Source organism: Roseomonas sp. KE0001 (assembly GCF_016107285.1).
Classification (GTDB): domain Bacteria; phylum Pseudomonadota; class Alphaproteobacteria; order Acetobacterales; family Acetobacteraceae; genus Pseudoroseomonas.
In genome coordinates this window covers 1-25,455 of record NZ_RCVQ01000005.1, presented here as the reverse complement: position 1 = coordinate 25,455, position 25,455 = coordinate 1, and the positions used below count along the sequence as shown (strand labels likewise).

The window sequence follows — 25,455 nt, the reverse complement described above, 5'->3', positions numbered from 1 at the left end:
AGGCCATGCCGCCCAGCTTCGACTATGTCGCCATCGCCGCCGACGGCCGCACCCTGCGGGGCCGGCTCGAGGCGGCGGACCGGCGCGCCGCCGCCCACCGGCTGCAGGAAGGCGGCCACCTGCCGATGGAGCTGCGGCCGGCCGGCGAGGGCCGGGCGGCCGCGCGGCCCGCCGCCGGGGCGGGGCTGCGCCCGCGCGAGCAGGCGCGGCTGGCCCGCGGCCTCGGCCTGCTGCTCGCCGCCGGCCTGCCGATCGACATGGCGCTGGAGGCGCTGGCGGGCTCGGAGGGCTCGGCCCGGCCGCGCCGCCTGCTGCGCGGCCTGTTGCAGGCGGTGCGCGCCGGCACGCCCCTGTCCGCCGCGATGGCGGCGCAGCCCGGCGGCTTTCCCGGCTGGCAGGTCGCCGCCGTGGCCACCGCCGAGGGCACCGGGCAGTTGCCGTCGGTGCTGGAGCGGCTCGCCGCCGAGACGCTGCGTCTGGAGCGCGTGGCCGAGAGGCTGCGCGCCGGCATGGCCTATCCCATGGTGGTGCTGGCGCTCTCCCTGGCGGTGATCGCGGTGCTGGTCGCCGTGGTGCTGCCGGCCCTGGAGCCCCTGTTCTCGGCCGCCGGCGGGCGCCTGCCGGCCTCCACCCACGCCATGCTGGCCGTGGCGGAATGGCTGCGGGCCTGGGGAGCGCTGCTGCTGGCGGGGCTGCTGGCCGCCGGCCTGCTGCTGCGCCGCGGCCTGGGCGGCGCCGCGCGGCACCGGAGCCATCTCCGGCTGCTGCGCCTCCCGCTGCTCGGCTCCCTGCTCTGGCGCAGCGCCACGGCGCGCTTCGCCCGGCTGCTCGCCACCCTGCTCGGTGCCGGCGTTCCCTTGCCCCAGGCCATGGGGCATGCCGCCGCCGCCTCCGGCAATGCCGCCATCGCCGCCGGGCTGCGCCGCGCCGCCGATCGGCTGTCCGGCGGCGCGCGGCTGGCGGCCGCCCTGGCGGCCGAGGCGGCGCTGCCGCCGCTGGCCACCACGCTGATCGGCATCGGCGAGGAGGGCGGCCGGCTGCGGGAGATGCTGGAGGAGGTCGCGATCATCCATGAGGAGGAGGCCGAGCGTGCCACCGAACGCCTTCTGGTCCTGCTGGTGCCGGGCGTGACCCTGCTGCTGGGCGGGCTGGTCGCCGCCATCGTGCTCACCACGCTGAACGCCATCCTGGGCGCCAATGCCGCCGTCATGGGGGGGATGTGAGGCCCCGCGCCCGGCCCGCCCTGGCCCTGCTGTCCCTGGCCCTGCTGTCCCCGCTGGCGGCCTGCGGCGAGCCCGAGCTGCGCGGCCAGGCCGCCTTCGACCAGGCCATGCTCAGGCTGCAGGCGGCTGGGCAGCGGCCCCTGCCCTACCAGCCCGTCGCGGCGCCCGGCTTCATCGCGCCGCCTTCCGCCGCCACCACGCGCCGCCCGACGGTGATCGACCCCGCGGCCGAGCCGCGCGGCCTGCAGCGCGCCGCGCCCTCGGGCCTCGCCCCCGCGGGAACCGGCATGGTGACGCTGAACTTCGTCGAGGCCGGGCTGCCGCAGGTGGTGCAGACGGTGCTGGGCGATCTGCTGGGCGCCGACTACACCATCGACCCCCGTGTCAGTGGCAGCGTGACGCTGCAGACCCAGCGACCGGTGCCGGAGGAGGCCGCGCTCTCGCTGCTGGAATCGGCGCTGGAGGCGAATGGCGCCGCCCTGCTGCGCGGCGCCGGCGGCTACCGCGTCGTGCCGCTCGACAGCGCGCTGCAATCCGGCCCTCCGGTGACGCTGCGGATGCCGGGGGTGCGCGCCGGGCCCGGCTTCGCCATCCTGGCCCTGCCGCTGACCCATGCCCGCGCCGCCGACCTCCAGCGCGTGCTGCAGCCGCTGGCGCCGCGCGGCGGCTCCGTCACCGCGGACGAGACGCGCAACATCCTGCTGCTCGCCGGCACGGGTCCGCAGCTCGCCACCCTGGCGGAGGCGGCGCAGAGCTTCGACGTCGGCTGGATCCGCAACCAGTCGCTCGCCCTGCTGCCGCTCGATTCCGCGCCCGCCGCGCTGGTGGCGCAGGAGCTGAACACCCTCTTCGCCAGCGAGGGCGGCGGGCGCGAGGGGCTGCGCGTGGTGCCCGTGGCGCGGCTGAACGCGGTGCTGGTCATGGCGACGCAGCCGCAGCAGCTCGAGCGCGTGCGCCGCTGGGTGCGCTCGCTCGACGCCGCCGGCATGGGCAACGCGCCGCAGCTTTTCGTGCATCCGGTCCAGTATGTCCGCGCCAGCGAGCTGGCGGCGACGCTGCGGCAGTTGCTGCAGGGCGGCGGCGGGCGCGGCGAGGCCGGCGCGCTGCTGGCACCGGGGCAGACCGCCGCCCAGGCCCTGGCGGGCGGCGTCGCGCCGATCACCGACGCGCCACTGGGCGGTTCGGGCGGTCCGGGCGGGCCCCAGGGAGGAGGCCAGGGGGGGAGCCAGGGGGCGGGGAGCGTCGCGGCGCCCGGGCTGCCGGGAGGCCCCCCGCCGGGAACGTTGCCGGGCGGCGGGCCGGGGGCCGGCCTGCCCGCCTTCCCGCCCGGAGGGGGCGGCGGCGGCGATCTGGGCGGCCTCCCCGCCGCCCCGGTCCGCATCGTCGCCGACGAGGCGCAGAACGCGCTGATCGTCTATGCCAGCCAGACCGACTGGCGCCTGGTGGAGCGCGCCGTCATGGCGCTCGACCGCCCCCCGAGCCAAGTGGCGATCGACGCGGTGATCGCCGAGGTGACGCTGAACCAGGGGCTGGAATACGGCCTCTCCTGGTTCTTCCGAACCGGCCGCTTCAGCTTCGCCTTGGCGCAGACCGCGACCGGCGTGATCGCCCAGAGCTTCCCCGGCTTCAACCTGCTCTATTCCGGCGGCGCCGATGCCGGGGCGGTGCTGGAGGCGCTGGCCAGCGTCACCGAGGTACGGGTGATCTCCTCGCCGCAGGTGATGGTGCTGTCGAACCAGACCGCGCGGCTGCGCGTGGGCGATTCGGTGCCGATCGTCACCCAGCAGGCCACCGGCGGCGGCGTCACCGACACGCGGATCGTCAACTCGGTCTCGCTGCGCGACACCGGCGTCTCCCTCGATGTCACGCCGCGGGTGAATTCCGCCGGCGGCGTGCTGCTCGATGTCGACCAGGATGTCTCGGACGCGGTGGCCACCACCACCAGCGGCATCGACAGCCCGACCATCCAGCAGCGGCGGCTGCGCACCGTCGTCTCCGTGCCCTCGGGCGAGACCGTGGCGCTGGGCGGGCTGATCCGCGAGGCCGACAGCAGCTCGCGCTCCGGCCTGCCCTACCTGCTCGACATCCCGATCATCCGCGACCTGACCGGCACCCGCAGCCGCGACCGGCGCCGGACGGAGCTGCTGGTGCTGCTGACGCCGCGCGTGGTGCAGAGCGCGGAGGAGCTGCGCCGCGCCACGGAGGAGCTGCGGCTGCGCATGCTGAACATGGCACCGCGCGAGCCGCCCCTGCGCCAGACCCGCGGCCATGCCCTGCCCCGGCCCTAGCCGCCCGGGCTCGGCGCTGGTCCTCGCGCTCTGGATGGCGCTGCTCATCGGCACCGCCGGCAGCGCCGCGCTGCTGCTGGCCGGCGCGGGGGCCGGGGCGGCGCGCGGCGAGGCCGACCTCGCCCGCGCCCGCGCCGCCGCCGAGGGCGGCCTCTGGTCCGCCGCGCACCGCCTCGCCGCCACGCCGCCCGCGGCCCGCCCGCCGGGCGAGACCTACGACCTCGCCCTGGGCGGCGCGGCGGTGAGGGTGCGGCTGGCCGACGAGGATGGGCGGATCGACCTCAATACCGTCGCCGAACCGCTGCTGGCGGCGCTCTTCGGCGAGGCCGGCCTGGCCGAGCCCCAGGCCCGCCAGGCCGCCGCGCGGCTGCTCGCCTGGCGCGAGCAGAGCAGCGATCCCAGCGGCGGGCGGCGGCGGCTGCGCAGCCTGGGCGAAGCCTTGCCCGCCGCCGGCCTGCCGTTGGCGCTCGTGGAACGGCTGCGCGGCGCGGCGACCGTGCACAGCGGGCTGAGCCGCCCGGCCGAGGAGGCCGCCCCGCCCGCCGCCCTGGCCGTCCTGCGGCGTGATGCCGCCGCCCTCGCCCTGCCGGTCCTGATGCCGGGCCGCTACCGCACGCCGCAGCCGGGCGGGACGCAGGGGGGGCGGCGGCGCATCTGGCGGATCGAGGCGGAGGGGCGGTTCGGCGCCACCACGGCGCGCATGGCCATGGTGCTGGCGGTGGCTCCCGCGGCGGGCATGCCGGGCCAGGTGCTGGAATGGCTGCCCGTGGCCGCCGCGTCCGGTCCCTGAGGGACGACGGACGAGGCAGGCTTCCAGAACGCGAGCAATCCGGGCAGGCTGGGCCTTTCCGCCCACTCCGGCCGGGTATCCGCGGGCCGGACCAGAAAGAGGACATCCCGCCCATGCTGATCGCCGCGGACCCGCTTCGGGATTTCCTCGCCGAGGCCCTGGCCGCCGCCGGCAGCGGGGTCGAGGAAGCGGCGATCGTCGCCGATCATCTGGTGGAAGCGGCGCTGCGCGGCCATGACAGCCACGGGCCGGGCATGTTGCCGGCCTATCTGCGCAGCCGCGCCGCCGGCCGACTCCTTCCCGACCGCCATGCCGAGCGGATGGGTGGCCACGGCGCGCTCGCCGCCTTCGACGGCGGCATGGGCTATGGCCAGGTGGTGGCGCGCGAGGTCACGGATTGGGCCATCGGCGCCGCCCGCCAGCACGGCCTCGCCCTGGCCACGCTGCGCAATGTGCATCACATCGCCCGCGTCGGGCAGTATGGCGAGCAGGCGGCGGCGGCCGGCATGATCGGGCTGTTCTTCGTCAATGGCCTGTCCGGCGTGCCGCGCGTGGCGCCCTTCGGCGGCGCCGATGCCCGCACCTCGACCAACCCGATCTGTATCGCCGTACCCCAGGGGGAGACGCCGGTGGTGCTGGATTTCGCCACCAGCCGCATCGCCCTGGGGAAGGTGCGCGTCGCCTACAACGCCGGCAAGCCGGTGCCGGAGGGCGCGTTGATCGACGCCCACGGCCAGCCGACGCGCGATCCAGGCGTCATCTATGGCAAGGGGGGCGGCGCCATGCTGCCCTTCGGCGAGCACAAGGGCTCCGGCTTGGCGCTGATCTGCGAACTGCTGGGCGGCGTCCTGTCCGGGGGCCCCACCGCGCCAGGGACCGATGCCGCCGACCCGGCCATTATCAATGGCATGACCGCCATTCTGATCGAGCCCGGGCACCTGATCGACCCCGCCCTGTTCGACCAGGACGTGGTGGCGCTGCTGGACTACATACGCGCCTCACCCGCCGCCGATCCGTCGCATCCGGTGATGCTGGCCGGTGAGCCGGAACGCCGCAGCCGCGCGCGGCGCCTGGCGGAGGGCGTGCCGATCGATCCGGCGAGCTGGGCCGAGATCTGCCGGGCGGCGGAGAGTGTCGGCGTCATTCCGCCGCCGGGGTGAGGGCCTCCCGCGCGCCTTCCCGCTCCAGCAGCGCCCGCTTGCGCGGCGCCCCCCAGCGGTAGCCGGACAGGCCGCCATCACCGCGCACCACCCGGTGGCAGGGAATGGCCACCGCCAGGGCGTTGCCGGCGCAGGCGCGGGCCACGGCGCGGGCGGCGCCGGGCGCACCGATGCGCGCCGCCACCTCGGCATAGCTCTCGGTGCGGCCGGCCGGGATCTGCCGCAGGGCCTGCCAGACCCGCTGCTGGAAGGTGGTGCCGCGCAGGTCGAGCGGCAGGTCGTGCCCCAGGCCCGGCGCCTCGATCAGCGCCACCACCTGCGCGACCAGCGCGCCGAAGCCGGCCTCGCCCTCGCGCAGGGCGGCGCGCGGGAAGCGGCGGCCGAGATCCTCGCGCAGCGCCTCGGGCGCATCGCCCAGCAGGATGGCGCAGACGCCCCGGTCGCTGGCCGCGACCAGCAGGGCGCCGAGCGAACAGCGGGTCGTGGCGAAGCGGATCTCCGCCCCCGCCCCGCCGTCGCGGAAGGCGGCGGGCGTCATGCCCAGGGCGCCGTCCGCCGCGGCGTAGAAGTGCCCGCTGGAGCCGAAACCGGCGCCATAGAGCGCTCCGGTGACGCTCTCGCCCCCGGCTAGCTCGCGCCGCAGCCGCTCGGCCCGGCGCCCGGCGGCATAGCCGCGCGGCGTCAAGCCGGTGACGGACCGGAACAGGCGATGGAAATGATAGGGGCTCAGGCCGGCGGCGGCGGCCAGCTCCGCCAGGGGCGGCGCCGCCTCGGCCGCGTCGATCCGCCGGCAGCTCTCCGCGACGAGCCGGGCCTGGCGCTCCCGCAGCCCGGCCTCGTCCGGGCGGCAGCGCAGGCAGGGGCGGAAGCCGGCGGCGCGGGCGGCGGCGCCGTCCGGATGGAAGGCGACATTCTCCCGCCGTGGCCGGCGCGCCGGGCAGCTCGGGCGGCAATAGACGCCGGTGCTGCGAACGGCGAAGACGAAGCCGCCATCGGCCGCCGGGTCGCGGCGCAGCACGGCCTCCCAGCGCTCCTCCTCGGCCCGCTCTCCGGCCGGGAATACGGGGCTGATGGTCTGCGCGATCATGGTGCGGCCTCCTCCTGATACTGACGGATCTAGGCCTTGGGCCAGGATCGCGCACTCCGCGGCTTGCGGGCAAATCCAAAAGCCCGGAACCCCGCCCTGCCCCGGTGAGTCAGCAAATTCAAGGGGGTTTCAGCCGCCGCCCCATGCTGTATTGATGGGCGGCGATCCGCCCCGGCGGACCCCCCCTTCCAAGCGGAGACCCTTCATGAGCGAGACCTTGCAGTCCGGCACCGCCCCCTCGACGACGCCGAAGCTGCAGCCAGGCGTCGTCACCGGTCAGGACTACCTGACGCTGCTGGACGCCTGCCGCGAGGGTGGCTACGCCCTTCCCGCCGTGAACGTGGTCGGCACCAACAGCATCAACGCGGTGCTGGAAGCGGCGGCGAAGAACAAGTCCGACGTCATCATCCAGCTCTCCAATGGCGGCGCCCGCTTCTTCGCCGGCGAGGGCTGCCCGGACGCGGCCGCGGCGCGCGTGCTCGGCGCCGTCTCCGCCGCCCAGCACGTCCATGCCGTGGCCAAGGCCTATGGCATCTGCGTCGTGCTGCACACCGACCATGCCGACCGCTCGCTGCTGCCCTGGGTCAACGCCATGATCGACCATGGCGAGGAGCACATGAAGCGGACCGGCCGGCCGCTCTTCTCTTCGCACATGATCGATCTCTCGGCCGAACCGCTCGACGTCAATATCGAGGAATGCGCCAAGGTGCTGAAGCGCATGGCGCCGCTCGGCATGAGCCTGGAGATCGAGCTCGGCGTCACCGGCGGCGAGGAGGACGGCATCGGGCACGATGTCGAGGAGAGCGCCGAGAACGCGCATCTCTACACCCAGCCCGAGGATGTGCTGAAGGCCTGGGAGATCCTGTCGCCCATCGGCCATGTCACCGTCGCCGCCTCCTTCGGCAATGTCCATGGCGTCTATGCGCCGGGCAACGTCAAGCTGCGGCCGGAGATCCTGAAGGCCTCGCAGGCGGCGGTGTCGGAGAAGTTCGGCGGCGGCGACAAGCCGATGGCGCTGGTCTTCCACGGCGGCTCCGGCTCGGAGAAGGACAAGATCACCGAGGCGGTCTCCTACGGCGTGTTCAAGATGAACATCGACACCGACACGCAGTTCGCCTTCGCCGAGCCGGTGGGGGCCTATGTCGAGGCCAATGCCGTCGCCTTCAAGCATCAGATCGACCCCTCGAACGGCAAGCCGACCAAGAAGCTCTACGATCCGCGCAAGTGGCTGCGCGCCGGCGAGAAGGGCATCGTCAAGCGGCTGGACGAGGCTTTCGCCGATCTCGGCTCCGCGGGCCGCAGCCTGGCCGGCTGACGCGCGGGAGGGGGGCCGCGGCCCCCCCTTTTCTTTCCTGTCCCGGCCATGCCTTGATGCGCGCATGCGCGCGCCGCCGGCGCGACCGCCGGATCGGGGAATGCCGTGGCAGGCTTCAACTGGGACGATTTGCGCTTCCTCCTGGCGCTTGACCGGACGGGCACCCTGCTGGGCGCGGCCCGGCTGCTCGGCGTCAGCCACAGCACCGTGGCGCGTCGTCTGGCCGCCGCCGAGGAGGCCCTGCAGACCCGCCTCTTCCACCGACGCGGCCAGATGCTGTTGCGCAGCGAGGCGGCGGAGGAGGTGCTGGCCCATGCCGGGCGCATCGAGGAGGAGATCGCCGGCCTCGCCCGATCGGCCACCGGCGCCGATGCACGGCTGGAGGGCGAGGTGCGCGTCACCGCCCCGCTCGCCCTGCTGACGGATTTCCTCGTCCCGCACCTGCCGGCCTTTCAGCGCGCGCATCCAGGCATCCGCATCACGCTGTTCGGCGACCTCTCGCTGGAATCGCTGGTGCATGGGGAGATCGATCTCGGCCTGCGCATCAGCCGCCCCGTCTCGGACCGGCTGGACATCCGCCGCCTCGCCGAGTGCCGCTTCGCGCTCTACGCCGCGCCGGAGCTGGCCGAACAGGCCTGCAAGGCGGCGGAGCGGGGCATGCTGGCCGAGTTGCCGTACCTGCAGACCACCGGCCAGGAAGTCACCATGCCGGAAGCCCAGTGGATGACTGCCCTGTTTCCGGGCCGCCCGCCGGTGATGAGCGCGGCCACCATGCCCTTGCTGCTGGCCGCCGCGCGGGCGGGCCTCGGCATCACCGCCCTGCCCTGCTTCCTGGGCGACCATGAGCCCGGCCTGCGGCGCATCCCGGTGCGGCACGAGGGGCCTTGCGAGAAGCTCTATCTGGTGACGAAGCGCGAGCAGCGGGGCATCGCGCGGGTCCGGGCGCTGGTCGGCTTCATCGACCGCATGGCGCGGTCCGAGCGGGCGCGCTTCGACGGCGCGCCGCGGCCGGATGATCAGGCCATCGAGTTCTGGCGGTAGAAGGGCTGGTGCGTCCCGGGGTCGAAGTAGCCCTCGTAGAACTGCCTCACATGCGGCAGCAGGGCCTTCGACAGGCCGCGCCGCTCCACCTCATCCGTCGTCAGCGCCTTCGACAGATCCTCGTGCAGGGCCTTCAGCGCCGCGTCCTGGTCAACACGGGTGAACCGGCCGTCCTGGTAGAGCACCTCGCCCGCCACCATGGTGGCGCGCACCCCGCCCATCTTGGCCCGCTGCAGCACGGCATCCAGCACGGGCGTCGCCTCGTCCAGGAAGGGCCAGGCGACCTGCTGCCAGTCCAGCATCACCAGATCGGCCGCCTTGCCGACCTCCAGAGTGCCGATGCGGCCCTCGAAGGCGGTGGTGCGGGCGCCGCCGGCCGTCGCCATGCGCAGAACCTGCTGCATGGTCGGCACCTCGTCGCCGACGCCCGGTGTGCGATGCGCGCGCAGCACCATGCGCATCTCCTGCAGCATGTCGCGGTCGTCGTTGATGCCCGCCTCGTCGGTGCCGATGGCGGTGGTGACGCCACGCGCCTCCAACCGGTTCAGCGGCGCGATGCCGCTGCGCAGGCGGAAGTTGGAGGAGCAGTTGTGGCAGACGCAGGCGCCGACCTCGGCCAGCCGGTCGATATCCTTCTCGCTCAGCCAGACGCCGTGGCCGAGCGTCAGGTTCTTCGTCACCAGGCCGAAGCGGTCGATATACTCCACCGCCGTGCAGCCGCCGCGCCGTGCCGCGTACTCCTTCTGGAAGGCGGTCTCCAGGAGGTGCATGTGCATCGGCACGTCCTCGCCGGCGCTGACCTCGGCGAGCTTCGTCAACGCCGCGTCGGAGCACCAATGAAGATTGGCGGGCGCCAGCTGCACCCGGACGCGCTCCTTCCCCTCGTGCCGCGCCCGCAGGTGGCGGAACAGGTCGAAGTTGTCGTCGAGGCTCATGCGGAAGCGCGCGAAATGCCGCGCCATCGGACCCTGCAGCGCCTCCGGCAGGCTGGCGACGAAGTCCTGGTCCGCCTGATAGACAAGGCGGTTCTGATCGCGCAGCGCGAAGCAGTAGGAGACCCGCATGCCGATCTCCTCGTAGGCGCCGATCACCGCGTTGGAGGCGGCCTCCACGTCGTTCAGCGTGCCGGGGATCCAGCCATGGATATGCTGCACCGTGGTGACGCCGGAGGCCAGCATCTCGAAGGCGGAGTAGAGGGTGTCCAGCCGCAGATTGACGTTGCGGCAGAGCAGCCGGGTGATGAACCACAACTCGAGCGGCATGTCGGGGCTGCCGAGTTGCACCGGGGTGAGGCCGACATGGTGATGGCCGTTGACGAAGCCCGGCAGCACCACCTCCTGCCCGCTACCCAGCACGGTCATGTCCGGATAGCGGGCGCGGAGGTCATCCCAGGCGCCGATCGCGGTGACGATGCCGTCCTCCTGGATCAGCGCCGCGTCGTCGAACTGCTCGTGCGTGTGGCGGTCGAGCGTCCGGGTGATCAGGTGGCGGGCGCGCACCATCGTCGCGGTCATGGCGATTCTTCCTTGTCTCAGGCGATGTCGGTTCGGGAACAATGTCGGTTCGGGCGGCGTGATCAGGCCGGCGCCAGGGCTTCCTGCTCGGCAAAGGCGCGGTCCACCTCGTCGCGCAGCAGGCCGGTCAGCTCCTGGCGCAGCGCCTCGGCCTCGCGCGAGAAGGGGTCGCGCGGGCGGGGCAGGTTGATCGGAACGACGGCCTTGATGCGGCCCGGCCGGGCGGTGAAGACGACGACCCGGTCGGCCAGGGCCACGGCCTCATCGATGCCGTGCGTGACGAACAGCACGGAGGCGCCGGAGCTGCGCCAGACGTCGAGCAGGAAATCCTGCATCTTGGCGCGTGTCTGCACATCAAGCGCGGCGAAGGGCTCGTCCATCAGGAGCACGCGCGGCCGCATGGTCAGCGCACGGGCGACGGCGACGCGCTGCCGCATGCCGCCCGACAACTCGTCCGGCCGCTTCTCCATCGCGTCCGAGAGGCCGACGCGCGCCAGCGCCTCGCGCGCCGCCGCCCGCCGCGCCTCCGCCCCCTCGCCGCGCAGCGAGAGGCCGAAGGTCACGTTCTGCCAGACCGTCAGCCAGGGAAACAGCGAGGTCTGCTGGAAGATCAGGCTGCGGTCCGGCGAGGGTCCGGTGACCGGCGCACCGAAGGCGTCCAGGGTGCCGGAAGTGTGCTCCTCCAGCCCGGCGACCAGATAGAGCAGCGAGGACTTGCCGCAACCCGAGGGGCCGAGCAGGACGACGAACTCTCCCGGCTTCACCGCGAGGTCGATGTTGCGCAATGCCTCATGCGCGCGGATCGTGCCGGCGTTCCAGGTCTTGCCCAGGTTGCGGCACAGAACGGAATTCTCCTCAGACACCGGCGATCACCTTCGTCTCGGGCACCCAGTAGAGGATGCGGGCCTGGAGCTTGCGCAGAAGCCAGTCGAAGCCGAAGCCGAGCAGGCCGATCAACGCGATGGTGAAGAAGACAAGCGAGGGGTTGAAGGTATTGCGCGCCAGCATGATCACCTGCCCCAGCCCGTAGCCGACGCCGGTCGCCTCCGCCACCAGCACCACCATCCAGGCGCCGAACAGGTTGAGCCGCAGCACGACGAGGAGGCCAGGCAGGATCGCCGGAACCACGACGCGGGTATAGATCTGCCGCTTCGTCGCCCCCATGGTGCGCGCGACGTTGATGAAGTTGCGGTCCACGGCGTCGATCTGCGCGATGGTCGAGATGGTCATGGTGAAGAACAGCGCGATGAACACCATGAACACCGCCGGCCCGTTGCCGATGCCGAAGAGGAAGATGGCGACCGGCAGCCAGGCGATGGGCGAGACCGGTGCCAGCAGTGTCACCGTCGGCAGCACCAGCCGCTCCGCCCAGCGGGAGTAGCGGATGCCGACACCGACCAGGATGCTGGCCGCGCCCGCCAGCAGCAGGCCGGCGAAGACGCGCGCGGTGGAGGAGAGGATGGTGATGCCGACCGCCTCCCAGGGGGTCGGGCCGCCGCCGCCGGTGCCGATCTGCCAGCGCTGCGCCGTGTTGAAGTTGCGCGCCTGCTCGACGAAGTTGCCCATGAAGACGTGCGGCGGCGGCAGCAGCTTGGGGTCTGCCCAGCCGATCAGCCAGAGGAACTCCCAGAGCAGGGCGAAGCTCCCGACCGAGAGGAGCGACCAGCCGAGCCGCACGCCCCAGGCGCGCAGCGCCGCGCGGCGCTCGAGGGAGAGGGTCGGCACCGGCACCGCCGCGGCCCGGGCCAGCTGCGCGGTCATGCCGCCGACTTCCACTTCAGGCTCTCATAGAGCGGCTTGTTCTCGGCGATCACCTGCTCCAGCAGCGTCCAGTCCAGGATGGCCGGGTCGGGCTTCTTCTTGGCGTAGCCCATCTCGATCAGGCTCTGCACGCGGCCGAGGATGAACGCCGCCTGGCTTCGCGCATCGACCACGCTGGGCTGCTTGGTCGAGGCCATGCGGGCATTCTCCATCGAGGTCTTGTAGTAGGTGCCAACCAGCTTCGGTAGCACCGCCTCCGGGTCCTTCTCGAACATCGCCTGCGCCTGCATCATCGCCTTGATGACGGCCTTGACGCCCTGCGGGTTGTTCTGAATGACCTCGGTGCGGGCGGCGAGCACGCAATCGGTATAGCCGCGGCCATAGAGATCGGTGCCGTCGGACAGCTTCACCGCGCCCTTCACGTCGTTCAGCAGCGCCGTTCCATAGGGCTCGATGGTGGCGATCCAGTCGAGCGCGCCGGCACGGAAGGCCTCGGCCGCCTCGGGCGTCGAGCCCATGTAGCGCACCGTGACGTCCTTGAGCGCGACGCCCTTCGACTTCAGCCAGTCATAGGGCAGCACCTCCAGCGTATCGAGCTGGAAGGTGCCGAGTGTCTTGCCCTTCAGCTTCTCGGCGCTGTCGAGGCCCGGCTGCGCCACCAGCACGCATCCCTCGACGCCGCCGCCGCCGACGATCCTGACCGGCGCGCCGCCGTCGATAAGCGACAGCGCGCTGGTATAGGGGAGGACACCGATGTTCGACTGACCCATGCCCAGGAAAGTGACCTGCTCGGCGAAGGTCGGCGCGTTCACGAAGTCAAGCTGCACGCCATCCTGCTTCGAGAACTGCATGGCATGCGCCAGGAACAGGTTCAGGTTGCAGAACCCCGTGCCACGGCTCGAGATCATGCTCTTGCCCTGCGCGAGGGCCTGCTGCCCCGGGCCGAGGGCCATGGTCAGGCTCGTGGCCGCGGCGGCTTTCAGGAAGCCGCGCCGAGCCAGGCGCGGCCTGTGGAGGGAGGTGGTGCAGCCCCAGCGATCGCACATCGGCGAGAACCTCCTGTCGGATTGGGTGTGGAGGCCATCCTATCCGGGAGCCTTGCCCCTCCGCAGACCCATTTTTGTGCAATGCCGAGGCGCCTCGTTCATATCCGAACAGAAGGCGGGCTATTTGCCTGCGAATCGATCATAAGCGCCCTCGCTCCTCCTCTTGTTCCGCCATTCAAGTTCACTATATGTTCTTTGCGCCGGAGCCGGTGAGGCGGCGCCTGACCCCGCCTGACAGGGTGTTCCCCCCTCGCCGCCCCGGATGACCCATGTCGGAGTATTTCCCTGATCTCGCCTCGCGCGCGCTCTGGTATGCCCGCCGCGCCACCTTTCTCGACCTTCTCCAGCAGGCGCTGGACCCTCTGCCGGACGAGGGTCTGGAGCGGACGGTGATCCGCGACTGGGCGCTCTGGGCCCGGCTCGGCCGGCAGACCGCCGATGTGACCACCAGCGTGCCCTATAGTGGCTCGGAGGTCCTGGCGGTCCTGATGCGGCTGGGCCGCGAGACCGGCTTCGGTCCCGGCCAGCCGATCCTGGCCGAGGCCCGGCTCCGCTACCGGCCCGGCGAGGCGGAGCTCACCGCCGAGGGCCGGGCCACCGCCGAGGCCCTGGCGGCCAGGCTCGCGGCCCATCTGTCGGGCGCGGCGTCTCCCCCCGGCCGGACGGGGCGGGGGCGACGCGTCCGCCAGCCCTCGCGCCGCAGCCTGGCATTGCGGGCGGCCATGTCCGGTCCCGGCTGACGGGAGGGCCGCGACGCTCTCCGCAAAGGCTGGCCCTTTGCGGCACCGTGCGGCACACTGGGCGAGGATGAGGTTTCAGAACCGGAGGGACCGGATGATCCTGCGACGGCCCGGCTTGCGTGCCCTCGCCCTCCTGGCGCTGGTCGGGCTCGGTGCCTGCGCCGGCGCGGGCGGCCGGGATATGGCTTCCTCGGTGCCGACGGATGAGGAATATCGCCGCATCGGCGCGGACTACGCCGATGCGATCCTCTTCGGCATGGAGCGGACCCGCCTTCTGCGGGAGGGCCGCCTGCCTCACGCCGCGGCGGGGTGGCCCGACTAGGGGACCAGCCCGCGGTCAGGCCACCACGCCGGGGATGTCGAAGAAGTCCCGGAGCCCGTCCTGGTCCGTATCCCGCTGCAGGACATCCAGCACCCCATTGCGGTCCGCATCCTCGAGCGCCGTCAGGGCATGGGGGCGGACATTGGTGATGAGGAAGACCAGGTCGTTGTAGTCGTAGTTGGCGCCGCCAGGATAATCCTGCACGCCGATATAGCTGCCGGCGATGACCTGCCCGTCCCCGTCCCGCGCCTGGAAGAAGCGGATCAGATGGCCCTGATCCGCGCCCACCAGCGGGCTCAGGGCCGGGTCGAGCCGGTTGGCCTGCGGGTCCGACCAGGAGGCATAGGTCGGGCGCCCGTCCACCGTCACATGCAGGCCGAAGGGCGCGGCCGGGCTGAAGCTGGCGCGGGCCACCGAGGCGCCGGCCCCCGCCCCCGCGACCAGCGAATCCGGCAGCAGCGTCTGGCCCTGCTGGTCGTCATTGGCCAGCAGGTTCGTGGTCTGGCCGGAGGAGAGGGTGTGGGTGCCGAGCCGCGCCACGGCACCCTGGTTCAGCATGGCGGCGAGCTGGACGACCTCCACCGGCCTGCCGCCATCAAGCCGCTCCAGGTAGGGCATCAGCACCTCGTCGCCGATCGTCTCGACCCGGCCGCCGCCCGCCAGCGCCGCCTGCGCCACGTTGGTGTCGTAGCCGAAGGCCTCGACGATCTGCGCGACATTCGGCTCGGAATTGTTCTCGGAGAACTCCTGTGCCAGCCCGCTGAGGGCGATGACCTTCTGGCCCTGGGTGAAGTCGGTCGAATGGATCGTCAGGCTGGATTCGTGGAGCTGGGCGCCCGCCGCCGTCCCGGCATGGGTGCCGGTGAAGCGCAGCGTCAGGCTGACGCTGGCGCCCGGCGCGAGCGTCGCCGGCGCGGTGCCGATGAGCTGGAAGCCGTTGGGATCGTCCAGGGTCACGCCGGAGATGCCGAGCGCCGCCGAGCCGTCGTTGCGCAGCGTCAGCACGGCCTCGTCGCGGAAGGCCTGGCTGGCATTGGCCGGATTGTCGATGCGGGAGAAGACCAGGCGCTCATCCGCCGCGGCGTCATCGAGCCCGGCGACGACGAGCTGCTGCCCGAAGCCCACCGGCGTGATGCCCTCGATGACGGTCATGTTGTCGTTGTAGTCGTAGTTGATGCCCGTGTAGTCCATGACGCCGAGATAGACGTTCGGGATGACATCCCCGTCCTGATCGACCGCCTGGAAGATCCGGTGCGTGTAGCCGCGCGGGATGCCGGAGGTGCCGGCGGGTGGCGTGCCGCCGCCCGCCGGGTTGAGCCGGGGGTCGGTGGAGAGGCTGTCGATCGACATGCCGAAGACGTCGTTGCCGGCCCAGGCATCCGGGATGTCGGCGGCGGTGAAGCTGCGGCTCGAGAAGCCGCCATTGCCGAGCAGCGGCAGCAGCGTCTGGTTGTCGTTCCCGTCATGGGTCCAGAGCGTGCTCTGCTGGAACTTGTTGCCGGGATTGTGGATGGCGAAGCTGGCGCCGCCGTTGCCGTGATAGGCCGCGATATGCGTGGCCGTCGCCGCGGTATAGCCATCGGCGATGCGCCAGTAGGGCGAGAGCACCTCGGTGGCATCGGCGGAACGGTAGAGATCGAAGTCGTTCAGCACCGAGTTCTCGCCGCCGCCGCGCGTGCTCAGCCCCTCGATGACATTGCCGAAGCCGAAGACCTTCCAGACCTCGTTGACATTCGGCTCCTGCCCGCCCTCGTCACGCGCCTGCCAGAAGCCGGCGAGCTGCACCGTCGCCTGCGGCGCCGCGGGATCGCTGGTGTTGATCCGGAGATGGCCCTCGAAGGTGGTCGAGGTGAGATCGACATTGCTGGTCGGCGGCGTATAGAGCGCCCGGTTGAACAGCACCGTGACATCGACCGACTGGCCGGCCGCCAGGGACAGGTTGCTGAGCGCGGCCGGATTGGCCAGGCTGAAGGGGCCGTCCAGCGTCGCGCCGCTGATCGCCAGCGGCCCCTCGCCGGAATTGGTGACCCGCACCACGCCGCTGGACTTGAAGGCACGGTCGACCAGATCGGGCCGCTGGGCGTTGGGATCCTCCAGATAGCTGAACTGGAGCCGGTCGTCGAAGAAGGTGGCGTCGAGGGCCTGCACGGCGATCCGGCCGGCACCGGCCGGCGCCGGGCGCAGGTCGAGGTAGTCCAGCGCATTCGCGCCCGGCGCGTCGGAGACGACGCGGAGATGGTAGGACTGGCCCGCCGTCAGGGAGAGGCCCGTGCTGACCTCGCCTGCCGTGCCGCTTCCGGGGAAGGCCAGATCGGCCAGCAGCGTGTCGTTCAGGTAGAGGGTCAGGCCCTGCCCATTCGGCGCGCCGGCATTGGCGGCGAGGTCGAGCAGATAGGCGCCGCTCGCGGACGGGGTGAAGTAGAAGTCGACCGTCCGGGCATTGACGATGCGCGTCGCATGCGTCGCCGTCTGCTCCAGCTCGATCCGCGTCTCGCCCGAGATGGCGGCATAGTCCGGCTGGAAGGCGGGCTGCGCCGGGCTCGTCGCCACCCGCAGCTGGTCGACATTCGGGCCGACGGCGTTCGGCGCGGTCAGGCGGATCGTGTTGTCGCCCTGCTGCAGCTCGACGGTCGTGGTCTGGAACCGCCATTCGCTCTCGGCGGCATTGCTGAAGCCCGGGAAGCTGAGCGCGCCGAGCGGCGCCTCGTTCACCGCCAGAACCAGCGGGCGGTCGCCCTTGCCGGCGGCCAGGGCATAGCGGACACCGATCTCGTAGATCCCGGCCTGCGGCGCCTCCACCGTCCAGGTGATCGACTGGTCGGCGGTGCCGTCGTAATCGACGAAGGCGCCCGACTGGTTGCGGTTCTCGGTGACGACCCTGGCACCGACCAGCGCCGCCGCCTCCGCCTCCAGGAAGACGTAGGGCTCCTGCGGCTGCGGCGGCGCGGCGGGCGCCAGCACCTCGATCTGGTCGATGTTCGGGCCCGTGTTGGCGGTCGCGCGGAAGCTGACGGTGTTGGTCCCGGAGACCAGGTTGGCGGGCACCTCCAGGATCTGCCACGTGGCCCAGGCGGCGTCGCCGCTCTGGCCTGCGGGCGGGCCGAAGCCGCGCACTCCGGTGCTGACGCCGTTCACCAGCACGTCCAGCGGCCGGTCCGTCGCCCCACCATTGCCGTAGCGGACGCGGATCAGCCCACTGCCTGCCTGCGCCGCCGGCACGGCGAAGGTGAAGGTGACGAAATCCCCGGCGAGGGCGCCGAAATCGGCATAGCCGCCCGGGACGCCATCGGTGTTGACGGTGTTCCCGTCGAGACCGAAGGCGCCCGGCCGCAGGCCATTGACCAGCCCGCTGCCGCTCTCGGGATTGGCCGCCGTGCGGATCTGGATCTGCGCGCCGGCACCGGAGGACAGGCCGACCGCCGTGCCGTCGCCGGGCGTGTTGTCCTCGGCCTGGATGGTGACCAGGGAGACAAGCTGCGCGGGCTGCTGGGGCGGGGTGTAGAGCGTGCTGGCCGTCGCCCGGTTGCCGGCACCGTCGGTCACCTCCAGCTGGGCGGTGACCGCCGTGCCGGCAGCGACCGCCAGGCTGAACCGTCCCTGCGCGTCGGGCGTGACGCTCCGCGCGGCGCCGCCGCCGAGGCTGACGGTGAAGCCGACGAGATCGGCATCGGCGCCGCCGATCTGGAACAGGACCGACGCGGGATTGCCGCCATCGACCACGCTGAGTGTCAGGTCGCCGCCTTCGTCGGCGGTGACGTCGGAGACGACGGCACCCGGCACCGGGCTGAGCAGGACGAGCTGGCTGGCCCCGGTGCCGCGGTTCAGCGTCATCAGGTAGAGCTGCCCGGTCGCGGGGTCCTCGACGATGTCGAGCGGATCGATGTAGTCGTCGATCACCGAGCCGTCGGGCCGGCGCAGCACGTCGTCGCCGATGACGGCGCCCCCGGCGTCGAGGCGGACCATGCGGACATTGTCGCCGATCGAGAACTGGGCGACGAGGATGGCGCCCTTGAGGCTCTCGCCGAAGACATTGCTGCGGTACTCGATGGCGCCGTTGGGCGACTGGTTGTAGCCGAGGTCGTAGGTGCCGGCGAGGTCGTAGGCCGGATCGGGCAGCACGCCCACGTCATAACCATCCGTGCCGGGCGTCCCGTCCTTCTCGGCAACGACCTCGTTCGGATCCTCCCCGGCGGTGGGATTGCCGCCGTTCAGGATGTACTGGTCCCGCAGCACGTTCGGATGGCCGTAGTACTTCCCTTCCGAGATCGTGAAGAGATAGTCCTTCTGCTTCGGCCCGTAGTCGATCACCTGGTCGCCGGGCTGGGTCGGATCCTCCGGCGTGTGCGGCCCGACCGCGCTGCCGTTCGTCGGCGCGTAGAGATGGCCGTTGCTGTGCCAGACGAGATCGTAGGCGTTGCGGACGCCGCTGGCGTAGATGCTCAGCACCGCATCTGCCGCGTAGGGGTTGTAGAAGCCGGGATAGGTTCCGTCGGCATTGAAGCTGGAGGGCGGATTGCTGGTCGTCGGGTCCGTCACCGGCTCGGTGCGGACGTCGAAGCCGCCGGCGGGGGCGTCGCGGCTGGGGTCGATCTCCAGCACGGCGGCGTTGAGCAGGCGCTCGGGCCGGTTGCCCCAGGCATTGTCGGCGCTGCCGCCGGAGGAATTGGAGCCCTGGGTGACATAGAGCAGGTGGGCCGGCTCGCCCGCCTGCCCGGCATCGGGATTGGCGCGGAAGGCCAGGCTGTTGGTGACATGGTCGCCGCCGGAGCGCGGCAGGCCGGTGATATAGGCCTCCGCCGTCGCGCCGCTGAAGGAGCCGCCGGCACCGAGCTCGATCTTGCTGATCCTGCCGGAGAACTCCGGCGTGCTGAAGGCCTTGTTCTCGCGCGGGATCGGGTAGTTGTCCGACACCCAGATGACATCGGGGTTCGTCGGGTCGAAGACCATGCCGATGATGCCGCGCCGCCCCGCCGCGCCCTGGTCGAAGTGGCCGAGCGACAGCGTCTCCTGCGAGGCCTTGTCGAGGCTGCCATCGCCCAGCACCGACCAGCGGTGGATCTCGCCGGTGATGGTGGCGACGTAGAGCTTGCCGTCCGGTCCGAAGGTGATGGAGGTGAAGCCCGCCGCGCCGTCAATGAAGCCGTTGAGCAGCACCTGGGTGTTGAAGCCGACCTCGCGCGCCACGTTGACCGGCGTGGCGCCGGTGACGAAGCTGGTGGTGAGATCCTGCATCTGCCGCAGCGGCGCCGCGCCATCGGTGATGCTGCCGAGATCCAGGACATCCCTCACCATCAGCGTGTAGCCGGTGAAGGGCTTGAGGTCCTGGAGCGGGCGCAGCGTCAGCGAATCCGCCCCGCCGCTGATCTGGACATCCAGCGGCACCTCCAGGCCGGTCAGCGTCTCGACCAGGGTGACGCCGTCCGTGCGGGTCACGTTCGGTCCGCGGTGGCCAGGCGCCTGCAGGTTGACGCCGACGACGAAGCTGGAGAGCGGATTGATGCCGATCGGCAAAGCGCCGCCGGCGCCGATGGAGATCGGCACCTGCTCGTTCAGGTAGGCGGCGACGGGACCAACGAAGTACGAGTAGTCGCGATCGGCGCTGCGCCCGTCACTCGGCGTCAGGTCCGGCACGCGCTCGATCTCGAGATACTGCAGCTCGGTGTTGGTGCCACCGATGGAATCGATGGTGAGGCGGCCATCGGTCACCTGGACGATGCCGGTCTGCAGCGTCGAGCGGAAGCCGCCGCCGTCCTGCGCGCCATTGCCGCCGGGATTGGCGGGAACCCAGCTGCGGCCGAAGGCGAGCCCCTCGACATTGACGGCGTAGGTGCTGTCGAAGGGGCCGCCGCTGTCGCCGATGGACAGGCTGAGCTGATAGGTGCCGTTCTCCAGCGCGATCTCCCAGGCCCGCGCGCCCGCGGCGCCGGCCGCCGGCTGTTCCATCTGCGCCAGGGTCTTCTGAAGCGCGGTGGCGCCGGGCACGGTGTTGCGGTAGCTCAGCGCGCCCGTCGGCAACGCGGCGGCGATGGTGCCGTTGGCGGTGCCGTCCGCGACGCTCGCCTCCGTCACCCAGCCATAGCTGAAGCCGCCGCCCCGGCTGCCGAAGGCTGCGCCGGTGTCGGCCTCGTAGCCGGCCGGCGTGGCATAGCCGGCCGGCAGGCCGCCCGCGCCCGCCGCCGGCTCGAAGTTGACGCGGACGACCTCGCCGAAGACCTGCGGCAGGCCGGGCCCGCCGGGTTCGTCCTGAAGCTGGAGCGTCACCTGGTCGATGTTCGGACCCGAGTTGGCGCCCGCCGGAATGCTGAGGCGCAGCACATGGTCGCCCGCCCCCAGCGTGACCGGAAGCGTGACCTCGCCCCAGGCATTCCAGCCGGTCGCGCCGGTGCCGCTGCCGGCCGTGCCGGCGGGCGGAAAGTTCACCGTGATCGCGTTGCCGCCATCGACGGCGAGCAGCAGCGGCCGGTTGCCGGCGCCGCCATTGCCGTAGCGGAAGGTGACATCGTAGACGCCGGTCTGCGCCACACTGACGGCGACGCTGATGGCATCTCCCGCATTGCCACCGAAATCCATATAGGCGCCGCCGGCGGCGCCGGCGCGGACATTACCGCCGGAATCGGGATGCGCCGCGTCCACCACGCGGGTGAAATCGGCGCTCGCCGGGGAGCCGGTGTCCTGCACGGTGACGCGCGACGTGTCCTCCGCCTGGATGACGATGGCGGCCGCCGGATCGACCGCCGCGGCAATCTGCAGGCCGGCGGTGGCCGAGGCGACGTTGCCGACCTGATCGGTGACATAGACCGTGGCGGTCACGGCCCCGGGGGACAGATGGCTGGCGTCGAAGACGAAGTCGCCATCCGCATCCGGCCGGCCGGTGATGTCGGTGCGGGTGACGCCGCCATCGAAGCTGATCGCCAGAGCGACGATATCGGCATCGACGCCGCTGATGGTGAAGTTGACCGAGGCCAGGGCAGCCCCGGAGAGCAGCGCGTCCGGCGCGTCGAGGAAGAGGTTGCCATCGGCGTCGGCGCTGCTGTCGGCCGGGATCGGTCCGGTGCCGGCGGGGGTCAGCTCGATCCGATCGACATTCGGCCCGGTGGAGGCGCCCGCCGGAATGGCGAGGGTGACGGTATTGGTCCCCGCCGCCAGCGTCACGGTGCGGGTCAGGAAGCCCCAGACGTTGAAGCCCTGCTGTGCCGCCGCGCCACCCGCCGGGCCGGTGTCGGGGAAGGCCACGACACCCGGGCCGCCGGCATTCACCCCGATGTCGAGGCTGCGCGGCCCTGCGCCGAAGATCTGCGACGCATAGCGGATGTTGAGGTCGTATGATCCGGCCTCCGCCACATCCAGGTTGAAGCTGACCCGGTCGCCCGGCGTGTCGCCGAAGTCGAGATAGCCGGTGCCGGTGAAGCCCGGGCGCAGCGTGCCGCCACCCGGCACCGGTGAGGTTTCCGGGTGGGCGGCATCGCGGATGAGGGTGTCGTTGGTGTTGGCGTCCTGATCCAGGACCGTCAGATCGCCGCTTTCCACCTGGATGGAGAGTCGCGTGCTTCGCGAGGGAAGGGAGAATGTCGCCATGGGTTGTATCCGCCCGCCGGTGCACGGCCCAAAAGATTCAATTTCGATACAAGCTGAAGTTTTGTAAGCGGCCCGCACAAGAGACAATCTCTTTCCGCGACTTGAACTTGGTGTGACCAATCTTATTGAGACGCGTTGCGTTGCGGGATACGCCTTGGTGCGCGAGAATTTCGACGGCTCCCTGCATCGGCGCAGTGACCGGGGTCACATCGCGAAAAGGGCCGGATCCCTGCGGATCCGGCCCTTCCTCTCCCGATATGTCAGGACGATCAGACGCGCCGCATGTTCCACATGATGGCGAAGCCGGGAACACGGCCCTGGAGGTTCTTGTTGATCGCCGTCATCGACTTGTAGGCGCCGACCGGGATGTAGGGCAGCTCATCCATCGCCACGCGCTGCATCTCCTCGCCGATCCGCTTCTGCGCCGGGAGGTCGGTCGCGAGGAACCACTCGTCGCGGAGCTGCTCCAGGCGCGGCATGTCCGGCCAGCCGACCCAGGCGGCGGCACCGTTGCCGCGCAGCGGGAAATGCGCCGAGGGATCGGCGAAGTCGAAGGAGGAGAAGGAGGTGAGCAGCATGCTCCAGCCGCCCTTGTCCACCGGCTCGCGCGAGGTGCGGCGCTGCACCACCGTGCCCCAGTCGCCGAGTGCGATGTCGGCATTGAACTCGAGGCGCCGCACCAGATCCGCCGCCACCTGGGTCATCGCCGACGGCGCCAGGATGTCGGTGGGCCCGATCAGCCGCATGGGCTGGTTGCCGTAGCCGGCCTCGCGCAGCAGCGCCTTGGCGCGGTCGAGGCTGCGCTCGCCCTTCAGCGGCTCCAGCGCCACCTCGCTCGCCATCGGCGTGCCGGGCGTGAACACGCCCACATTGTCGAAGTAGAGCGACGGCTCGGGCCCGACCACGGCGCTCATGAAATCGGACTGGCTGATGGCGGGCAGCAGCGCCTGGCGGATCTTCTTGTCGTTGAACGGCGCGTGCAGGTGGTTGAAGCGCAGCACACCGACCAGCGGCAGCGGGTCGATCGCCTCGATCGAGATCTGCCGGTTGCGTGCCAGCAGCATCTGGATCTCCGGCGGCGGCTGCTCGAACCAGTCGATCTCGCCGGTCTGCAGCGCCGCCGCGGCGGTCGAGGCATCGGTGATGATGTGCCATTCGACGCGGTCGAAATGCGGCACCTTCGGCCCGGCCGTCAGGCTCGGCTGACCGTCCGGCGTCGGGCTGTACTCGGCGTTGCGCTCATAGACGACGAGGCTGCCCGAGTTGAACTCGTCCGCCTTGAAGCGGAACGGGCCGCAGCCCGTGGTGTCGCGGATCTGGGTGAAGGCGTCGGTCTGCGCCAGCCGGGCGGGGACGATGAAGGGCGGGCTGTTGCTCACCTGCGCCAGTGCCGCCTTCAGCATCGGGAAGCGCTGCTTCAGGCGGAAGCGGAAGCGGCGGTCATCCACGACCACCATCTCCTCGACGAACATGGCGAGCTTCTGCCCCATCGGGCTGCGCTTCATCCAGCGCTGCAGGCTCGGCACCGCATCCTGCGCGCGCACCTTCTCGCCGTCATGGAAGCGGGGCCCGTCGCGGAGCGTGACGGTGACGCTGCGGCCATCATCCTCCTCGACCATCCCTTCCGCCAGCTGTGGCCGGGGGGTGAAGCTGCTGTCCATGCCGTAGAGCGTGTCATGGATCATGTAGGCATGGTTGCGGGTGATGTTCGCCGTCGTCCAGACCGGATCAAGGCTGGTCAGGTTGGCCTGCGGCACGAGCTTCAGCAGGCGCTGCCGGGCCGGCTGGGCGATCGCGAAGCGGCCGGGCGCGGCGGCCACGCCGGCGGCGCCGGCGGCCGCCAGAAGAGTGCGGCGACTGAGCATATCCATCTCCGTTCAGGATCGACCGGCATGGAACAGGAGCGGGGCGGCCTCCGCAACCCCGCTCAGGCCAGCGGCAGCCCGGCCAGGGCCAGCAGCGGCGGCAGGGCCAGCAACCGCGGCGCATAGGGCATCAACAGGACCAGAAGGCCAGCGGCCAGGGTCAGCAGGCCACACCAGAGCACGCTGCCGATACCCCAGCCTGCCGCCAGGACGCAGGGCGGCAGGGACAGGCCGAGCAGCAGCCAGCCCGCCCAGCGCAGGCCGGCCGAGCGGCCCGCCGCCAGGCGGCGGCCGAAGAGGTCGCGCTGGTGGCGGTCCATGGCCAGGCAGAGGCCGGCGAAGCCGGCATAGGCCAGGGCGAAGCTCAGCGGAATCATTCCGCCGGCCTCGCCGCCGGCTTCGCCGCGCCCCGCGCCGCCCGGGGCAGCGGCGCCTTCCGCCGCGCCAGATAGACTGCGCCTCCGAGCATCAGGGCGCCCAGCGCGGCCACGGTCAGCTCCACCGCCGCGACCGTGGCCGGCCCCCGCGTCAGGCTGGCGCCCAGATGGCTCGGCACCGTCAGCGCGCTGGCCACCGGCAGCAGGAGGCCGAGCGCCCCGGCCAGGCTGAGCTGCTCGATCCAGCCGCGCAGACCGGGGCGGCAGAGAGCGTGCAGCAGGCAGAGGCCCCAGAGGATGAAGAACCCGTCCGTTTCCCAGCCCGAGCGTCCCGGCATTTCCGCCGGCAGCAGGCGGTTGAGCCAGAAGAAGCCGGCCATGGCCACCGGCAGCCCCGCCAGGGTGGCGAGGTTCAGCACCTCCACCAGCCGCAGGCCGGGGCCGACGCGGCCCGCCTTGCGGTGCTCCTGCCGCTCCTTGACGGCCCAGAGCAGCACGCCGGTGCCAACCATGGCGGTGCCGGCCAGGCCGGAGAGGAAGAACAGCCAGCGCAGCGCCCCCTCGGCGAAGCGCCCGACATGCAGGCTGTAGAAGGCTCCATGCGTCAGGGCCGTGCCGCTGTCGCGGTCATCCCGATCCAGCAGCGCACCGCTCACGCCATGGAAGACCAGGCTCTGGCGGCTGGCGGCCAGGCGGTCGTCATCGCCGCGATTGATGTCGATGCGCGCTTCCGCATCACCCGGGTTGCGGATGGTGACCCGCGCGACGCGCCCTCCCTCCCAGAGCCGCGCCGCCTCGGCCAGGATGGGGTCGATCGCCACCAGCGGCGCGGCCTGGCCGGAGCGGCGGACCGGCGGCTGGCTGCCGAAGACCTCGGCGGTGAAGGTGCGGGGATCGTCGCGATAGGCGGCCTGCACGCCCCAGGGCATGTAGAGCAGCATCAGCGTGATCAGCCCGGTATAGGTGATCATCAGGTGGTAGGGCAGCGCCAGCACGGCGGTCACGGCATGCGCGTCGAGCCAGGAGCGCTGGCCCTTGCGCGGGCGGAAGGTGAAGAAGTCCGAGAAGATGCGCCGGTGCGTGATGATGCCGCTGACGATGGCGACCAGCATGAACATGGAGCAGAGGCCGACGATCCAGCGCGCCCAGATCGGCGACATGTAGTGCAGGTCGAAATGCAGCCGGAAGAAGAAGTCGCCGCCGCGGGTCTCGCGCGCCTTCAGGGCCTCGCCGCCGACAGGGTCGAGCAGGGCGGTGCGGAAGCCCCGGCCGCTGGCCGTGGGGTCGCGCCAGAAGGCGGAGGCCAGGGACAGGCGGGGATTGGGCAGCGTCAACGTCAGGTCATTGCCGC

The 25,455-nt window shown here is 71.6% G+C and carries 17 protein-coding genes; 8 read left to right on the top strand and 9 right to left on the bottom strand.

Translation table 11 applies throughout. The features are described from left to right. Positions 1 to 5: 5 nt before the first annotated feature. From D9598_RS11300 to D9598_RS11285, 4 genes are all read left to right on the top strand, one after another. Positions 6 to 1,223, top strand: a complete 1,218-nt coding sequence (locus tag D9598_RS11300; RefSeq protein WP_198366620.1) for a type II secretion system F family protein — start codon at positions 6 to 8, stop codon at positions 1,221 to 1,223. Beyond that, positions 1,220 to 3,511 carry a type II secretion system secretin GspD gene (gene gspD / locus D9598_RS11295; RefSeq protein WP_198366619.1) on the top strand — a complete coding sequence of 764 codons (2,292 nt, stop codon included), beginning with the start codon at positions 1,220 to 1,222 and terminating at the stop codon, positions 3,509 to 3,511. Before D9598_RS11300 ends, gspD begins: the two co-directional genes overlap by 4 nt. Further along, positions 3,492 to 4,301: a type II secretion system protein GspK gene (locus D9598_RS11290; RefSeq protein WP_198366618.1), complete on the top strand. Its 810-nt coding sequence runs from the start codon at positions 3,492 to 3,494 to the stop codon at positions 4,299 to 4,301. Before gspD ends, D9598_RS11290 begins: the two co-directional genes overlap by 20 nt. A gap of 113 nt (positions 4,302 to 4,414) precedes the next feature. Next, complete coding sequence (locus D9598_RS11285; RefSeq protein WP_198366617.1) at positions 4,415 to 5,461, top strand: malate/lactate/ureidoglycolate dehydrogenase; 1,047 nt, start codon at positions 4,415 to 4,417, stop codon at positions 5,459 to 5,461. On the opposite strand, the gene ada is transcribed toward D9598_RS11285, so the two are convergent. Continuing rightward, a complete protein-coding gene (ada, locus tag D9598_RS11280; protein ID WP_198366616.1) occupies positions 5,442 to 6,548 on the bottom strand; it encodes a bifunctional DNA-binding transcriptional regulator/O6-methylguanine-DNA methyltransferase Ada in 1,107 nt (368 codons plus the stop codon). The genes D9598_RS11285 and ada overlap by 20 nt on opposite strands. A gap of 205 nt (positions 6,549 to 6,753) precedes the next feature. Between ada and fbaA the strand changes: the two genes are divergently transcribed. Next, positions 6,754 to 7,863 (top strand): class II fructose-bisphosphate aldolase, encoded by a 1,110-nt coding sequence (gene fbaA, locus D9598_RS11275; protein ID WP_198366615.1) that lies wholly within the window; start codon positions 6,754 to 6,756, stop codon positions 7,861 to 7,863. A gap of 105 nt (positions 7,864 to 7,968) precedes the next feature. Further along, positions 7,969 to 8,904: a LysR family transcriptional regulator gene (locus tag D9598_RS11270; RefSeq protein WP_198366614.1), complete on the top strand. Its 936-nt coding sequence runs from the start codon at positions 7,969 to 7,971 to the stop codon at positions 8,902 to 8,904. Here the strand turns inward: D9598_RS11270 and D9598_RS11265 are convergent. From D9598_RS11265 to D9598_RS11250, 4 genes are all read right to left on the bottom strand, one after another. Then, positions 8,880 to 10,418 (bottom strand): amidohydrolase family protein, encoded by a 1,539-nt coding sequence (locus D9598_RS11265; protein WP_198366613.1) that lies wholly within the window; start codon positions 10,416 to 10,418, stop codon positions 8,880 to 8,882. The two genes, D9598_RS11270 and D9598_RS11265, sit on opposite strands and share 25 nt — an antisense overlap. 62 nt (positions 10,419 to 10,480) lie before the next feature. After that, positions 10,481 to 11,281, bottom strand: a complete 801-nt coding sequence (locus D9598_RS11260) for an ABC transporter ATP-binding protein (RefSeq protein WP_370591992.1) — start codon at positions 11,279 to 11,281, stop codon at positions 10,481 to 10,483. Beyond that, entirely contained in the window at positions 11,274 to 12,179 is a 906-nt protein-coding gene (locus tag D9598_RS11255) for an ABC transporter permease (protein ID WP_198366612.1), read from the bottom strand. The genes D9598_RS11260 and D9598_RS11255 overlap by 8 nt, the downstream gene beginning before the upstream one ends. Further along, the gene (locus D9598_RS11250) at positions 12,176 to 13,225 is read right to left on the bottom strand and encodes an ABC transporter substrate-binding protein (protein WP_198366611.1); all 1,050 of its coding nucleotides are present in this window, start codon (positions 13,223 to 13,225) and stop codon (positions 12,176 to 12,178) included. The genes D9598_RS11255 and D9598_RS11250 overlap by 4 nt, the downstream gene beginning before the upstream one ends. Before the next feature lie 269 nt (positions 13,226 to 13,494). Between D9598_RS11250 and D9598_RS11245 the strand changes: the two genes are divergently transcribed. Further along, entirely contained in the window at positions 13,495 to 13,965 is a 471-nt protein-coding gene (locus D9598_RS11245; RefSeq protein WP_198366610.1) for a hypothetical protein, read from the top strand. Between the two features lie 94 nt (positions 13,966 to 14,059). Beyond that, complete coding sequence (locus tag D9598_RS11240; protein WP_198366609.1) at positions 14,060 to 14,287, top strand: hypothetical protein; 228 nt, start codon at positions 14,060 to 14,062, stop codon at positions 14,285 to 14,287. Between the two features lie 15 nt (positions 14,288 to 14,302). On the opposite strand, the gene D9598_RS11235 is transcribed toward D9598_RS11240, so the two are convergent. The 4 genes from D9598_RS11235 to D9598_RS11220 form a co-directional block, all read right to left on the bottom strand. Further along, a complete protein-coding gene (locus D9598_RS11235) occupies positions 14,303 to 21,862 on the bottom strand; it encodes a carbohydrate-binding protein (RefSeq protein WP_198366608.1) in 7,560 nt (2,519 codons plus the stop codon). A gap of 269 nt (positions 21,863 to 22,131) precedes the next feature. After that, the gene (locus tag D9598_RS11230) at positions 22,132 to 23,727 is read right to left on the bottom strand and encodes an ABC transporter substrate-binding protein (protein WP_198366607.1); all 1,596 of its coding nucleotides are present in this window, start codon (positions 23,725 to 23,727) and stop codon (positions 22,132 to 22,134) included. Positions 23,728 to 23,789: 62 nt separating this feature from the next. Further along, entirely contained in the window at positions 23,790 to 24,104 is a 315-nt protein-coding gene (locus D9598_RS11225) for a DUF3325 domain-containing protein (RefSeq protein ID WP_198366606.1), read from the bottom strand. Further along, the coding region (locus D9598_RS11220) for a PepSY domain-containing protein (RefSeq protein ID WP_198366605.1) at positions 24,101 to 25,455 on the bottom strand (1,355 nt) is incomplete at its 5' end. The genes D9598_RS11225 and D9598_RS11220, both read right to left, overlap by 4 nt.